We start from the raw sequence: 14,447 nt of genomic DNA on the forward strand, positions 1-14,447 counted from the left end.
ACGCCAATGTTGGACAACTACGCGGTGGACGGGTTTGGCGTGATCCACCAGGTCGACTCCAAACCGATCAAGTATGACAAGCAGTACATTTCCTATTACGAGGACCTGAGTGACCGGACCATCAAGCTCGGATATCAGCGACTCGGCTGGGTGCTGGGGATCACTGGCGAGATCCCCCGGTCCGTGCTGGAGATTGGATATGGCACCGGCACATTCATCGAAGCCGCGAAAATAACCGGGGTCGCCGACTGCGCCGGCTGCGACATAACCAGGTTTCCGCTGCCCAAGGGCGTCCGCTTCGTCGATTGGGATGAGGCGCTCTCCAGCTCGTGGGATCTCGTCGCCATGTTCGATGTGCTTGAGCATATCCCGGATCTGGGTTTCCTCGCCCGGCTTAAGGCCCGCTACCTGGCCGTCGCCGTCCCTTATTGCCGCTGGCGCGAGCTCGGCGCCGACGGCGACGCCTGGTTCCGGACGTGGCGTATGCGTCTTCCCGACGAGCACCTCCACCACTTCGATCGTGACTCGCTGGTGGCATTCCTCGCACGCAGCGGCTTCGAATGCATGACGCTGAACTGCTTCGAGGACGGGATCAGACTGCGCCCTGGCGAAGTGGGTCCGAATATTCTGTCCGGATTCTTTAGAAAGCTATAGACCTCGATCAAATCGATGCGGCTGCTTGGGACCTGGGGCAATCGCGACAATCGCCCGATCGGTACGGGAGCACTGCTGTGGGCAAATCGTGATGCGCGCATTCTTTCGATTGGTTGCCGTTATGATCGTGGTGTCTGGCGCGACCGGCTGCACCAGTGTTTCCTATTACGCGCAATCCGTGCAGGGTCATCTGCGGATCATGACGGCGCGCCAGGATGTCGGAAAACTGATCGAGGACCCTTCGACGCCGAAGGCATTGCGCGCTCGAATGGCATCGGCGAGCGCCATACGACAGTTCGCAACGGATGAACTGGCGCTGCCCGACAACAGCAGCTACCGCAGCTATGTCGATATCGGCCGGGATTCGGTGACATGGGCCGTCTTCGCCGCGCCGGCATTCTCGCTGACGCCGCGAACATGGTGTTTTCCCGTTTTCGGCTGCGTGCCCTACCGGGGATATTTCTCCAGGAAGTCCGCAATTGAAACCGCTGCCGAACTTCAAGGACAGGGCATGGATGTCTATGTGACGGGCATCACCGCATATTCCACGCTTGGCTGGTCGAGTGACCCGCTGCTGAGCACGATGTTCAGCGAGGATAAAACCTATCTTGCAGGGCTGGTGTTCCATGAACTGGCCCACCAGCGCGTCTACGTGCACGACGATTCCGCATTCAACGAGTCGTTCGCTGTCGCCGTCGAAACGACCGGCGTGAGAAAATGGCTGCGCGCGGCTGGCGATACCGCCGCATTGCGCCGTTACGAAGCCGCCCGGAGGCGCAAAGCTGAATTTCTTGCGCTGGTGTCGCAAACACGGGACGAGTTGGCAAAAGTCTATTCCAACGCCGGAACCTCGGAGCAAAAACTGGCCGCAAAGACGGCGGCGATTGAACGGCTGCGGATGCGCTACCGACACATGCGCGACAGGCGCTGGGGCCGATACCGGGGATACGATGCCTGGTTCGCTTCCCCGATCAACAATGCAAAGCTCGCCGCGACTTCCGTCTATAGCGATCGGGTGACCGCGTTTCTGCGCCTGTTCGATCTGTGCTCGGGCGACTATGTCAGGTTCTATGCGTCGGTCCGACGGATTGGCGCACTGGACCAAGCTCACCGTGCCGAAGCCCTTGCGGCCGCAGATCGCTGTTATTGAGTCGGTCAAATGGGAGGGCCCGGAGCGTCGGAGAACATGCGTCCGAAACCAACCAATCACACGGTTGAGATCGCGCGCGGTTCTACTGGTCCGAAAACTTCACGCTCACGCCGCGTTGCCGAAAATAAGCCTGCATCAACTTGCGGCCCGAGCGGTTGTTCTGCGCCAGCTTGGTCGGATCGAACACCGCCTGTTTGATCCCCTCTCGCGTCAGCGCCGCCTTAAGCGCCGCGATATGTGTGTCGATGTCGGCATTGTCCGCCCGGAGCGAGGCATAGATGCTCTCGGTCGCCTCGGCCACGGTCAGTTCGCTCATTGGTGTCGTCCTTTGGTTAGTTGGGCGGCGCTTAGCACAGATTCGCGGTCCGCCGATACCGAGACCGTCAGTACAAAGCGCCCATCGTGAAATCGAACCGTTCCTTATGGGGCTTCGTAGAGTTCCAGCGGCAATCCATCCGGGTCCCTGAAAAAGGTAAACCGTTGGTCTGTGTATGGATCGATCCGGATTGGCTCGACGGCAACGCCTGCGGCTTCCAGGCGGATAATCACGGGATCAAGATTAGCCACCGCGAATGCCAGATGTCTCAGGCCTGTAGCCTCTGGGTGGGACGGCCGCGTCGCCGGTGCAGGGAAGGAGAACAATTCCAGTTGGGCCGACCCGATCCGCAGATCCGCCTTCCATGACTGCCGCTCCTCCCGATAAACCTCCCGGATCAGATCGAGGCCGAGGAGTTCGACGTAGAACCGTCGCGACCGGTCGTAGTCGGTGCAGATGAGCGCGACGTGGTGAATGGCGTTCAGCATGCTGCTAACCCTGGTCAAGCTGGGAGATGAGGCCAAGGCGCTTCAAGGCCTGGATCGTCGCGCCCTCGCCACGGTGCTGATCAACCCCGAGCCCATTATCCATAACACCCGCGTTCCACCGCCAGCCGCCGCACCAGCGCCAGCACGGCATCGATGGTCGGGGTCGGCTTGTCCGTTAGCCTGCCAAGTTCCTGCACCGCGCTCACCAGCGCGTCGATCTCCATCGGCCGGCCACGCTCCAGGTCCTGCAGCATCGAGGTCTTGTGCTCGCCGACATCGCCGGCGCCCTTGATGCGCCGGTCGACCGCGATGGGAAAACGCACGCCGAGGCTTTCGCCGATCGCCTGCGCCTCCAGCATCATGGTGCGGGCGAGCGTGCGGGTGCCCTCGTCGGCAACGATCGCGGCAAGCGTGCTGCCGGTCAGCGCCGAGATCGGGTTGAACGAAAGATTGCCCCACAGTTTTACCCAGATCTCGCTGCGGATGTCTTCGCGCACCGGCGCCTGCAAGCCGCCCTTGACCATCTCCTCGGCCAGAAGCGTGACCCGTTCGCTGCGCTCGCCCGAGGGTTCGCCGAGCGAGAAGCGTTTGCCCTCGACATGGCGGATGAGCCCCGGCGCATCGACCTCGACCGCGGGATAGACGACCGAGCCGATGACGCGGTCCGGTCCAATCCGCTGCCAGATCGCGCCGCCGGGATCGACCGCGTTCAGCCTGGTGCCTTCGAGCGGCCCGCCGACGCCGTGGAAATACCACCACGGCACGCCGTTCTGCATGGTGACGACTGATGTGTGGTCCCCAAGCAGCGGTGCGATCTGGTCGAGCGCCGGGGTGAGGGAATGGGCCTTCAGCGCCAGCACGACATAATCCTGCACGCCAAGTTCCTCGGCCTTGGCGGCGGCCCGGACGGGGACGGACGTCTCCTGGCCATCCTCGATCAGGCGCAGGCCATCTGCCTTGATCGCTTCCAGATGGGCGCCGCGCGCGACGATCGAGAGATCGGTGCGGCCGGCGGCGGCAAGCTTGGCAGCGAGATAGCCGCCGATCGCACCGGCGCCGAAGATGGTGATCTTCATCGTCAAAGCCCGAGTTTGGCGGCAAGGCCGATGCGCTGCAATTTGCCGGTCGCGCCCTTGGGGATCTCGTCCAGGATCAGGATCTTGCGCGGCACTTTGAAGTCGGCAAGCCGCGTCGCGGCATAGGTGCGGATGTCGCTCTCAGCGGCGCTGATGCCTTCGCGCAGCACAACCGCCGCCGCCACCTCCTCGCCAAGCTTGTCATGCGGCATGGCGAAGGTGACGACCTGTGCCACCGCCGGATGGTCCATCAGCACATCGTCGACCTCGAGTGGCGAGATCTTTTCGCCGCCGCGATTGATGATCTCCTTGAGCCGACCGGTGACCCTGAGATAGCCGTCCCCGTCCAGCACGCCCTGGTCGCCGGTGTGGAACCAGCCATGCGCGAAAGCCGTGGCGTTGGCATCCGGGTTCTTTTCGTAGCCCGTCGTGACATTGGGCCCGCGGATGACGATCTCGCCGGACTCGCCTGCATCGAGCAGCCGCCCGTCGGGCGCCATCACAGCCACCTCCGGCCCGGCGGAGGCACCAACGCTGCCGGGCTTGCGCTGGCCCGGCGGCAGCCGGTTCGAGGCCATCTGGTGAGCCGCCTCGGTCATCCCGTAGGATTCGATCACTGGGCAGCCGAAGGTCGCTTCCAGCTCAGTCATTACCTGCGCCGGCAGCGACGCCGAGGACGAGCGGATGAAGCGCAGGCGCGCCGCCGCCAGCGCCTCGGTGTTGCGTGCCGCGCGGGCCAGGATCGCCTGATGCATGGTCGGCACCGCCGTGTACCAGCTCGGCTGCGCCTCGCTCAGCCACTGGAAGAAGCGCAGCGCGTTGAAACCCGGCGTGCAGTAGATGCTGCCGCCGGCAGCCAGCGACGACAGCACGGCCGCGATCAGGCCGTGAATGTGGAACAGCGGCATGATATTGAGGCAACGGTCATCGGCCGTCAGGCCAAGCGTGCCGCCGATATGAGCTGCCGAGGCCGCGATGTTGGCATGGCTGAGCGGCACCAGTTTTGGACGCGATGTCGTGCCGGAGGTATGCAGCAGCAGCGCAATGTCGCTGTCTTGCGCCATGTCGGGCGCGGCCTTCGGTCCGATCGCCGCGCCCTCGATAGCAAAACTGCCGGCCGGTGTGCCGGGCTGCACGACGAGCCGCAGCACGCCGATGCCGAGGCGTTCGGCCACCGTCACCGCGGGGCCGGTCTCACCCTCCGCGACGAGGATCGCCTTGGCGCCGATGTCGGTCAGGTAGAAATCGAGCTCGTCGGCCCGGTAGGCGGGGTTGAGCGGCGCCGTAGAGGCGGCGGCCGCCACGGCGACGAAGGCGGTGGCCATCTCGGGCCCGTTCGGCAGCACGATCGCCACCCTGTCGCCGCGGCCGATGCCGCGCGCATGCAGCTGTTTTGCCGTGTCGGCGATCATGCTGCGCAATCCGCCATGGCTGAGCGTTGCCCTGTCGGGCGCCAGAATGGCGGGGGCGTCGTCGGCGCCGGCGGCGAGACGGCGGGAGAGATCTGCGTGGGTTTCAGTTTGGGTCATGATCACCGGCTGGATTTCGAACGATTACTGGCGAGAGCCCTTCTGACGGGCTTGCCTCGATATGGGCGCCATTGGACAACGGATCACCTCAATAGCCAAGCGCCAAACCATCCTTGCGCGGATCGGAAGCGCCGGTCAGCGTCCCCTTCTCCCAGTCGATCAGCACCACCTGCCCCCCGCCAAGCGGATGATGCGGTTCGGCGATGCGGTGGCCGCGCCGGCGCAGGCCCTCGGTTGCATCAGTGGGAACGCCACGCTCGGCTTCCACTGTGTCATCGTTGTAAAACACCCTCGGCGCATCCAGTGCCTGCTGCGGGTCCATGCCGAAATCGATCATGTTGGTGAGCAGGTGGACATGGCCAAACGGCTGGTAACCGCCGCCCATGACGCCGAACGGCATCACCACGCGGCCGTTCTTCGTCGCCATGCCCGGCATGATCGTGTGCATCGGCCGCTTGCCCGGCGCGATCGCGTTCGGATGCGCCGGGTCGAGGCGGAAGCTCGAACCACGGTTCTGCAGCACGATACCGGTCTTCGGGCCGACGACGCCACTGCCGAACGAATAATAGGTCGAGTTGATGAAGGAGACCGCGTTGCGGTCGCGGTCGACGATGGAGATATAGACCGTGTCGCTGCCGGGCAGCTCGACGCGCGGCAGATGCGTGATGGCGCGGTCGCGGTCGATCTCGGCGCGTAGCCGGTCGGCATAGGCGCCGGACAGGAGCTGCTTCAGGGGCACCGGGACATGGTCCTGGTCGCCGACATAGCGGTCGCGGTCGCGGTAAGCCAGGCGTCCGGCCTCGATCTCCAGATGCAGGCGTTCGGCGCCATTGGGGTCGAGCCCGCCAAGCTCGAAGCCCGACAGCAAATTGAGCATCAAAAGCGCCGTCAGCCCCTGATTGTTCGGCGGCATCTGGTGGATCTCATGGCCGCCATAGGAGGTGCTGACCGGCGCCACATAGTCGCCTCTGGTCGCGGCAAAATCCTCGGCCGTATGAAGTCCGCCCAATTCGTTGAGCCGGCTCACCATATCGTCGGCGACCGCGCCTTCGTAGAAACCGGACCGGCCGTGTTTGGCGATGATGCGCAAGGTCGCCGCCAGTTCCGGCTGCCGATGGACGTCACCCGCCTTCGGCGCCCTGCCGCCGGGCAGGAAGATGCGCGCGGCATGCTCGTCGGCCGACAGGTCGGTCTCCGGCTCGGCCCAGTCGAAGGCGACGCGGTCGTGCACGACATAGCCGTTCTCGGCATAGTGAATGGCCGGCGTCAGCGCCTCGGCAAGGCCCTTGCGGCCATGGTCTTCGAGCAGGCGGCTCCAGGCGTCGACGGCGCCGGGTACGGTGACCGCATGCGGACCCTGCAGCGGGATGCGGTCGAAGCCTTTTTCGAGATACCAGCCGACCGTCGCCCTGGCCGGCGCTCGCCCCGAGCCGTTGAAGGCCAGCACATTGCCTTGTCCTCCGGGAGAATAAAGCACGAAGCAGTCGCCACCGATGCCCGTCGATTGCGGCTCGACCACACCCTGCACGGCGGCGGCGCAGACCGCGGCGTCCATGGCATTGCCGCCGGAGCGCAGCATGTCGATGGCCGCAAGCGTTGCAAGCGGATGCGAGGTCGCGGCAACCGCCTCGGTGGCACGAACCGGCGAGCGGCCGGGAAACTGGAAATCACGCATTCTGTCTGAATATCCCCTAGTCACTTCTGCAAATTGGTCGCTTCTGCGAATTGATCTGGTGAAATCAATGCCGCCGGCCGAGCCGAGCAGCACGCAGGCGCCGGTGACGATGAAGGCGACCTTGAAGGTGGTGATGAAGGTCTTGATGTAGGAGGCCTGCTCGAAGAATCGCGCATAATTGGCGGCGCTGAAGCCGCCCGCTTCGTCGAACAGCGACAGCCAGAACAGCCAGCCGATCGGCACGATGATGATGGCGAAGACCAGAAGCAGGCTTGGCGACAACAGCGCCAGCAGCCGTAGTGATTCACGCCGGGCGTCGGCGTGAAGTCCCTGCGTGTTGAGCTCCCGGCCTGCGGCGCTGCCGATCTCTTCCATGAGGGCGGGCTGCGCGCTCATCAGTCTGCCGCCACCAGGATCGTGTCCTGCGCATCGAGACCGAATGAGACTGGCTGGCCGGGCGCCGGCATTTTGGCCAGCACATCGCTGCGGCAATAGTCGCGCAAAGTCAGCTGGCGGCCGTCGCGCAACGCCGCGTAGCAGACGAAGCTGTCGCCCTGATAGATGATGTCGCTGACTTTCGCCTCGAGCACGTTGACGCCGCTTGTCGGTTCGGCGTCTGCCAGGAGCCGCAGCTTTTCCGGCCGCACCACCATCAGGTGCTGGCCAGCTGCCGGCACTGGTGCCGCGGTATGGATTCTCCGGTCCTCGTACCAGACGGAGCCGTTGCGGCACTCGACCGGAATGAAATTCGATTCGCCGATGAAGCCGGCTACAAATCGCGTTTGCGGCCTGGCGTAGAGGGTTTCAGGCTTGTCGAGCTGTTCGATGCGCCCGGCGTTCATGACCGCGATGCGGTCGGACATGGTGATGGCTTCGCGCTGGTCGTGCGTGACATAGACGGTGGTCATGCCGAGCCGGCGATGCAGGGCGCGCAGCTCGATCTGCATGTGCTCGCGCAGGCCCTTGTCGAGCGCCGACAAGGGTTCGTCCATCAGCACGATGCGCGGCTCGAAGACGATGGCGCGTGCCAGCGCCACACGCTGTCGCTGGCCGCCGGAAAGCTGGTCGACCCGGCGTTCGCCCAGGCCCTGCAATTTCACCAGATCGAGCGCCTTCTCGACACGTTCGGCCGTCTCGGCGGCGGCGACGCCGCGCTGCTTCAGCGGAAAGGCGATGTTGTGGAAGACGTTCATGTGCGGAAACAGCGCGTAGTTCTGGAACACCATGCCGATGTTGCGCTTGTGCGGCGGCGTGGTGATGATCTCGTCGCCGCCGACCTTGATCGAGCCGGCATTGGCCCGCACGAAACCGGCCAGGATCATCAGCAGCGTCGTCTTGCCGGAACCGGAAGGGCCGAGCAGCGTCAGGAATTCGCCGGCCTCGACATCGAGGTTAAGGTCGCGCAGCACCGGGACGCTGCCAAATCGTTTCTCGATCCCGCGCATGCCGATGGGCAACGCGGATGGCGCAATGGACAAGATTTTTCGCTCCTTAGCCGCAGAGAACAGGTGGCGAGGCAGTGGCTGGTTACGCTGCCCGCCGTAAGCTTGTGTCCGCGGCCTATTGCTGGACCAGATTGTTGAACTTCTCCGTCGCCTCGACCAGATTGTCGCGCCAGAACTCGGCGTCCTGCAGCACCTGTTTCTTGACGTTTTCGGGCGCCGAATTGATGTCCTTGATCCTGTCCTGCGGGATCTTGCCGGTCTCGAAAGCCTTCTCGTTTACTGGGCCATTGTCGACGTAGAGCGGCAGATTGGCCTGCAGCTGCGGGCTGACGAACATCGCAAGCGCCTTCATCGCGGCTTCCTTGTTCTTGGCACCCTTGGGGATGACCATGCAGTCGGCGGTCAGCACGCCCTGGTCGAAGGAGAAGCTGACCGGCGCGCCTTCCTTCTTCAAGGTGCCGGCACGGCCGTTCCAGATGCTCGCCATGTCGACTTCGCCATCCTTGACCAATTGCATGGCCTGAGCGCCGGAGGTCCACCAGGCGTCGACATGGCCACGGATCTTGTCGACGGATTTCAGCGCGCCGTCGACATCCACGGGATAGACCTTGTCGATCGGCAGGCCCGAGGCGAGAGCCGCGACGCTCAGCGTTTCGGTCGCCTGGCTGCCGCTCAACGCGCGCCGTCCCGGAAACTTTTCCACGTTCCAGAAGTCGGCCCAGGTCTTGGGGCCTTTGTCGCCGAACACATCGGTCCGGTAGATCAGCACGACGGAGGTGTAGGAAATGCCGACCCAGTCATCATGGACAAGCTTCGGATTGATGCCGCTCTTGTCGATAATGCCGTAGTCGAGCTTCTCGAACAGCCCTTCCTTCGAGCCGCGTGCGCATTCGTCGGCGCCAAGCTCGGTGATGTCCCATTTCACCGCATTGCCGGTTACCTGCAGCCGTACGTCGTCGAGGCCGTTGGTGGTGTCCTCCTTGATGGTGATGCCGAGCGCGTCGGCGGTCGGCTTGAAGAACGCCTTGGTCTGCGCTTCCTGGTAGGTGCCGCCCCACGAGGCGACGGTGATGGTGTCGCCCGCCATTGCGGGGGCCGCGAGGGAGGCCATGAGGCCCGCCATCGCAACGATACTAACGCTTCTGGTCCTGTTCATTTTTTCGGCTCTCCACCGGTGTTCCCATTGTTTTTGATTTCGCATTCTATTTTGTATACAATTTTGAGTGTAGCTTGGGGATCAGCGATGTCAACACCGATCGGCGCGCCTGGGGCCGTCAACCCGGGCTGGGAGATGGGGCGCCGGGGCGTGGCAAACCGCGCCGACTTTGAATACAGCTATGCATGAGAACATATGCCGGCGGAAAGACCGGAGAACTGGAAACGGAACTTGGCCAAGGAAACCAAAAACACGCTGCGCGACTCGGTCTATTCCGCGCTCAAGGCGATGATCGTGACCGGCCAGATTCCGCCGGGCTCACGCGTCACCGAAAACGACATCGCGGCGAAGCTGACTGTCAGCCGCACCCCGGTGCGCGAGGCCTTCAACCGCCTCGAGCGCGACGGCCTGGTCACCGGCCGGCCGCGCCAGGGCTATGTCGTCACCGAGTTCGACATCAACATGTTCCGCGAGGCCTTCGAGATCCGCGAACTGCTCGACGGCCACGCGACGGCACTGGCCGCCGCTGCTGCGACGGAACAGGACAAGGCGCGGCTGCGTGCCATGCTGGCCGAATGCGAGCGGCTGGCCGCCATTCCGGAGCGCACCACGCGCGAAAAATTCCAGGAGCTCGAAGTCGGCATCGACCTGCACCGCGTCATCGCCGAAATCAGCGGCAATGCGATGCTGCATGGCATGCTGTGCGGCATCCTCGACAAGTGCCAGCACTATGTCTGGACCGAACTGTTGTGGCTCGACGAATGGAAGATCGCCCGCGACGAGCATGCCGAGATCGTCGAGGCGATCTGCGCCGGCGATGCCGCCCGAGCCGGCACGCTGGCCCGCGCCCACGTAAGGGGCTCGCGCGACAATGTGCTGCGCCTGCTGCAGGCGAAATCGGACTACCAGAGTTTTCTGGCCAAGGCGTCCTGAGCGGCGCTGGCGGCGGCGTCAGATGGTCCGAGCGGCCATGGATATTGCTATCGACAGCACTACTATATGTCTCACGAACTGCGACGAGGACGGTCCAGTGCTTCCCTCGACAGGGCTCGATCGGTTGAGCGCATTTTCGGATGGCGTGTTCGCCGTCCTCATCACGGTGCTGGTCCTCGACTTGCGCCCGCCGGAGTTGCCGACGTTCAAGGCGCTTCTGGAGCTCTGGCCGACATGGCTGAGCTACAGCGTCAGCTATCTCTTCATCGCCATCGTCTGGGCGAACCATCATCATCTGTTACGCCACGCCAGGGAGGCGACAGCCAGCCTGATGTGGTACAATTTCGCGCATCTGTTCTCGGTTTCGCTGCTGCCGCTGGCGACCGCGTGGATGGCGGTCAGCGAGCTGGCGCCGCAGCCGGTCGCCTTCTACGCCGCCGTCTTCTTCCTGGTGAACCTGACCTACATTCTTCTGATCCGCGAACTCATCGACCCGATGCCGGAGAACGCGGTTCCGCTCGCGGTGCGCAAGCGCATGCGCATCCGGTCGCTCGCGACGCTCTGCCTATTCGCGCTGGCGGGGCTGGTCGCCCTGAAATATCCAGTCGCGGGCTTGGCGATCTGTTGCTGCTGCTTGGCCGTCTATCTCAGGCCGGAAGCGCCGGGGGCAGGCAAAAGCTCGGGCAAAGGCTGAATTCTCGCACCCGACGCGTTGGACGGCTTCAGCCCTTGCGCTCCTGAAGGCTGTTGCCGCCATCGACCACCAGCAGGGCGCCGTTGACATAGCTGGCGCCTTCCGAGGCCAGGAACACGACCGCGGCGGCCACCTCATCCGGTCGCCCGGCCCGCGCCGGCGGCGTATTCAGGGCGGCTTGCCGCTCCATCTCGCTCGACGACCCTGTTTCGATCCAGCCGGGAGCCACGGCGTTGGCCGTGATGCCGTTTTTCGCCACTTCGAGCGCCAGCGTGCGTGTCAGGCCGACCATGCCGGCCTTGGCGGCGGAATAGGCTGATGTGCCTTCGAAAGACACCAGCGGTCCGGTGACCGACGCCACATTGACGATACGCCCATAGCCCGCTTCGACCATCGCCGGCAGAAACGCCTTGGTGACGAGGAATGCCGTCTTCAGGCTGACGTCGATCCCCTGATCCCAGTCGGCCTCGGTCATGGCGAGAAACGCCTTGTCGACCGATGGCGATGCCAGCGAGCCCATGCCGGCATTGTTGACCAGGATGCCGACCGCGCCGACATCAGCCCGCAACCGCGCGACATCGGCAGCGATGGTGAGATCGGCGACCACGGCCTTGGCGTCGATGCCTTCTGCACGGAGCTCAACGGCGCGATCGAGCACACGCCCACTGGCACCGGTGAGAAAAACGGCATGGCCGGCATGGCCGAGCTGGCGGGCAATGGCGAAGCCGATGCCGTCGGCCGCTCCGGTCCCGGTGATAAGTGCTCGCTTGGTGGTAGTGATGGATGTCAATTCAGGCTCCGTTGGTTCCGCCTGCCGTGCGCGGTCGAACGCCAGCGGTCACAATCGTCGAACCATATAATCCATGGGGTACATAGCGCGCCTATTTTTCCTGTTAAATCGCATGCAGCGCGTCGACGGTATGGAAACCCGAAACACGTTCCATCATGGAAATTCAGTCCGACCAGCTCGCGGCTGTGAAAAAGAAGTAGGGGGAAATAGTCCTAGGTTGTGACAGGCTTCGGCAAGGTGAGCCAAGGTGGACGCTTGAGGTGGACCCGACTGCCGCCGACACTTATCTTGCGATCATACCGGGCTGAGAACTCGGAAATGAGCATGAGCGCCGCGAAGTAGGCTTCCGTCGCATAGCGGATTGTCCATTTCGTACCCAGACCGTACCGTCCTTCCATCATCTCGCGTGAATTGGGGAGCTTCTTTAGGAGGCCGCGGTTGATGCCGGAACAATGCGGAAGCGCGTCGTCGTAAAGGTAAAAAAGGTCGTGGGTTTCACGATACTTTCTGCCTGTCTTTTGAAGAATGAATGCCTTTATCGTCCGTTCGATTGCCATCTGCATCGACCACATTGCAGCGCCCCTTGCGGTATCACTATCAGTAAGCAGACCTATTGCCGCGTTTTGAAGATCAGAAAGAACCCCATCAATCAATTCCGTGATTTCATGATCCGGCGCGGTCACTCCCATCGTGTTCATTCTGATCCTGCGCAAGGCGGTGGCCACCGCCGTCGTCCTCGTTTTCAGTTTTCGGCTTTCCGTCAGGTCTATCTTCGCGAGGTTGGGCGGGTTTACGAGCCAGTCGGTGGGCGTCTCGCCCTGTTCAATGCCAAGGGGGAAATGAAGCCAAACGGTTTCACCAGGTGTCCCCGGCGTGGTGCGTGTTAGTGGAACGCGGATTTCAATCGGGACATGCCGAACAAGCACTACGCCCGACGCAAAACCCTCCCCGCTACTCTGATCAAAAGCACTTCCGTAGGTATCGCGATACCATGTCTCAATATGGTGGAAGATCACCGCAAACCATGGTTTCCCTGCAAAATCCTCCTTCGTGTCGCCCCGAATGTCCAGAATGCTTTCTAGAACGAACTTGATTGAAGCCCTAAGCGGACGTTGCCAAAGTGGGAGCTCCTCCACCTGAAGCTCCAAGTCGATTAGCTGCATATGCTCGGCAATAGCTTCTTCAAGCGTCACTTAGGACCTCCGGTCGTGCGGAACAATTATATGATGGAGAAGGAAGTAACGGACAGGTCGACGCTTTTCCCATAGATGTTCGAAAATTGCGGATTGTTGCCCCGTCGCCGCGTTCCCATGTTCCGGCACTCAAACCGGAGACAATGAAATGCCGAAGTCAACAATCAGTGCCGCCCTTTTACAAGAGCACCTTCACGGTGGCGGGTCGGTCTATGAAGAGGGGCAGAAAGCCTGTCGACGCCACGTCCCGCTGCGCAAATGCCCCTATACGGATAGCGGTCGCCGTGAAAGGTGGATGAAGGGCTGGCACGATGAACAGGCTGAGTTCATGACCAGCTAGGTCGTCCGCATGAGATCTATGAGGTCTGCCGAACTTGAACTGAAGCGCAAGGAGTATTTCAGTCCTCCCGGTTCGCCCATGCGATCATTTCGTCCGTCACTTGAACCGGTCGGGACTGATAGAGCTTTGAGATTGTTACGAACCGATCAAGGACCTTTTGGTCAACATCCGCGTCCACGTCAAAATCTCGTTTGAGCCGTTCTTTGGTTTCCCGCCAGACCTTCAAGGCGTAACCTGCCAAATCCTCCTTGATCGAAATCTTGAAGGGGTCTTTGATGTCTTCAGGTATCTCGCGAAACTGCGCCCAGCGCCGATTGTAGCCTTCATTGTCACGGACGGGACTTCCAAACTCCTGCTCGATCCTTTGCCTTGCAGCCTCTTTTCCTTTATTCGTAGCGGCTCTTAGTTTCCTGATTTCGGGCATCGTCATGTCGAAAAGGAAAGTGTCATCCATTTCCTTTTTGATGTCCGAAAAATCGACCTTCTGTCCAAGGGTGTTGTGCTGCGTGACAAGATCATCATAGAGCTTCCAATGATCATTCCACTTTCCTGCAACCCCGATACGCCCCGCCTTCACCTTTCCAAGTATAACTTCCCGCGTGTAGATCGAAACGATATCGCGCAAGCGTTCAATGAGGTCAGCGGCTTCTTTCTGCTTGTCCTCCCAAAGCTCCGCTTCAAAGCCCAGCCCTTTGAAGCGTTTGAAGCGCGAAACGTTGGCGTAGAGAAAGCTGAGAAAGCCAAGGCCAAAGACTGCGGCGGCTTCTGTCACTTTTTCCTGATAGATCAATGTCAGGCTCGCGCCGAGCAGGGCCAAGCCGACGATCACAAACAAGACCCGTTCCCAATTCGTAACGAACCACTTCCCAAAGGGTTTAAGCATTGCCTTGATTGATCCCCGCGCCTTCTTGCATAGATGGCGGGAAGATCGGCAATGCGCAACTGCTACCCGTTCCGTGAGGCTGCCCGAGAATGGCTTCCTCACGGTTTGTCACCCTCGATGAGAGT

The 14,447-nt window shown here is 62.1% G+C and carries 14 protein-coding genes; 4 read left to right on the plus strand and 10 right to left on the minus strand.

What is annotated here, in order from left to right; all coding sequences use genetic code 11:
- Positions 1-6: 6 nt before the first annotated feature.
- Together EOC83_RS08905 and EOC83_RS08910 are read left to right on the plus strand one after the other, a co-directional pair.
- Positions 7-654, plus strand: a complete 648-nt coding sequence (locus tag EOC83_RS08905) for a class I SAM-dependent methyltransferase (protein WP_063169706.1) — start codon at positions 7-9, stop codon at positions 652-654.
- A 91-nt stretch (positions 655-745) separates the two neighbouring features.
- A complete protein-coding gene (locus tag EOC83_RS08910; protein WP_063169707.1) occupies positions 746-1,804 on the plus strand; it encodes an aminopeptidase in 1,059 nt (352 codons plus the stop codon).
- 82 nt (positions 1,805-1,886) lie between these two features.
- On the opposite strand, the gene EOC83_RS08915 is transcribed toward EOC83_RS08910, so the two are convergent.
- The 7 genes from EOC83_RS08915 to EOC83_RS08945 form a co-directional block, all read right to left on the minus strand.
- Entirely contained in the window at positions 1,887-2,120 is a 234-nt protein-coding gene (locus EOC83_RS08915; RefSeq protein ID WP_063169708.1) for a hypothetical protein, read from the minus strand.
- Between the two features lie 104 nt (positions 2,121-2,224).
- Positions 2,225-2,608 carry a VOC family protein gene (locus EOC83_RS08920; RefSeq protein WP_082826717.1) on the minus strand — a complete coding sequence of 128 codons (384 nt, stop codon included), beginning with the start codon at positions 2,606-2,608 and terminating at the stop codon, positions 2,225-2,227.
- 95 nt (positions 2,609-2,703) lie between these two features.
- Positions 2,704-3,684 carry a 2-dehydropantoate 2-reductase gene (locus EOC83_RS08925; RefSeq protein WP_013528521.1) on the minus strand — a complete coding sequence of 327 codons (981 nt, stop codon included), beginning with the start codon at positions 3,682-3,684 and terminating at the stop codon, positions 2,704-2,706.
- Between the two features lie 2 nt (positions 3,685-3,686).
- Positions 3,687-5,213: an acyl--CoA ligase gene (locus tag EOC83_RS08930; protein WP_063170421.1), complete on the minus strand. Its 1,527-nt coding sequence runs from the start codon at positions 5,211-5,213 to the stop codon at positions 3,687-3,689.
- An 88-nt stretch (positions 5,214-5,301) separates the two neighbouring features.
- Complete coding sequence (gene ggt / locus EOC83_RS08935; protein WP_063170422.1) at positions 5,302-6,888, minus strand: gamma-glutamyltransferase; 1,587 nt, start codon at positions 6,886-6,888, stop codon at positions 5,302-5,304.
- 395 nt (positions 6,889-7,283) lie between these two features.
- Positions 7,284-8,366: an ABC transporter ATP-binding protein gene (locus tag EOC83_RS08940; RefSeq protein WP_063169709.1), complete on the minus strand. Its 1,083-nt coding sequence runs from the start codon at positions 8,364-8,366 to the stop codon at positions 7,284-7,286.
- Positions 8,367-8,448: 82 nt separating this feature from the next.
- The gene (locus tag EOC83_RS08945; RefSeq protein ID WP_024502105.1) at positions 8,449-9,489 is read right to left on the minus strand and encodes an ABC transporter substrate-binding protein; all 1,041 of its coding nucleotides are present in this window, start codon (positions 9,487-9,489) and stop codon (positions 8,449-8,451) included.
- A gap of 231 nt (positions 9,490-9,720) precedes the next feature.
- Here EOC83_RS08945 and EOC83_RS08955 point away from each other — a divergent pair, with 231 nt between their 5' ends.
- Positions 9,721-10,422: a GntR family transcriptional regulator gene (locus EOC83_RS08955; RefSeq protein ID WP_164745804.1), complete on the plus strand. Its 702-nt coding sequence runs from the start codon at positions 9,721-9,723 to the stop codon at positions 10,420-10,422.
- A 124-nt stretch (positions 10,423-10,546) separates the two neighbouring features.
- Positions 10,547-11,116, plus strand: a complete 570-nt coding sequence (locus tag EOC83_RS08960; RefSeq protein WP_027161123.1) for a TMEM175 family protein — start codon at positions 10,547-10,549, stop codon at positions 11,114-11,116.
- Between the two features lie 28 nt (positions 11,117-11,144).
- On the opposite strand, the gene EOC83_RS08965 is transcribed toward EOC83_RS08960, so the two are convergent.
- The 3 genes from EOC83_RS08965 to EOC83_RS08975 form a co-directional block, all read right to left on the minus strand.
- Positions 11,145-11,906: an SDR family NAD(P)-dependent oxidoreductase gene (locus EOC83_RS08965; protein ID WP_063169710.1), complete on the minus strand. Its 762-nt coding sequence runs from the start codon at positions 11,904-11,906 to the stop codon at positions 11,145-11,147.
- A 212-nt stretch (positions 11,907-12,118) separates the two neighbouring features.
- The gene (locus EOC83_RS08970) at positions 12,119-13,099 is read right to left on the minus strand and encodes a hypothetical protein (protein ID WP_127224210.1); all 981 of its coding nucleotides are present in this window, start codon (positions 13,097-13,099) and stop codon (positions 12,119-12,121) included.
- A gap of 398 nt (positions 13,100-13,497) precedes the next feature.
- Positions 13,498-14,274 (minus strand): hypothetical protein, encoded by a 777-nt coding sequence (locus tag EOC83_RS08975; RefSeq protein WP_127224211.1) that lies wholly within the window; start codon positions 14,272-14,274, stop codon positions 13,498-13,500.
- Positions 14,275-14,447: the final 173 nt, after the last annotated feature.

The organism is Mesorhizobium sp. Primo-A, assembly GCF_003997175.1.
Taxonomy (GTDB): domain Bacteria; phylum Pseudomonadota; class Alphaproteobacteria; order Rhizobiales; family Rhizobiaceae; genus Mesorhizobium; species Mesorhizobium ciceri.

What these genes read in the sequence shown, in the direction of transcription:
- EOC83_RS08905 (WP_063169706.1), top strand. Translation starts at nt 7, where the DNA reads ATGTTGGACAACTACGCGGTGGACGGGTTTGGCGTGATCCACCAGGTC.
- EOC83_RS08910 (WP_063169707.1), top strand. Translation starts at nt 746, where the DNA reads ATGCGCGCATTCTTTCGATTGGTTGCCGTTATGATCGTGGTGTCTGGC.
- EOC83_RS08915 (WP_063169708.1), bottom strand. Translation starts at nt 2,120, where the DNA reads ATGAGCGAACTGACCGTGGCCGAGGCGACCGAGAGCATCTATGCCTCG.
- EOC83_RS08920 (WP_082826717.1), bottom strand. Translation starts at nt 2,608, where the DNA reads ATGCTGAACGCCATTCACCACGTCGCGCTCATCTGCACCGACTACGAC.
- EOC83_RS08925 (WP_013528521.1), bottom strand. Translation starts at nt 3,684, where the DNA reads ATGAAGATCACCATCTTCGGCGCCGGTGCGATCGGCGGCTATCTCGCT.
- EOC83_RS08930 (WP_063170421.1), bottom strand. Translation starts at nt 5,213, where the DNA reads ATGACCCAAACTGAAACCCACGCAGATCTCTCCCGCCGTCTCGCCGCC.
- ggt (WP_063170422.1), bottom strand. Translation starts at nt 6,888, where the DNA reads ATGCGTGATTTCCAGTTTCCCGGCCGCTCGCCGGTTCGTGCCACCGAG.
- EOC83_RS08945 (WP_024502105.1), bottom strand. Translation starts at nt 9,489, where the DNA reads ATGAACAGGACCAGAAGCGTTAGTATCGTTGCGATGGCGGGCCTCATG.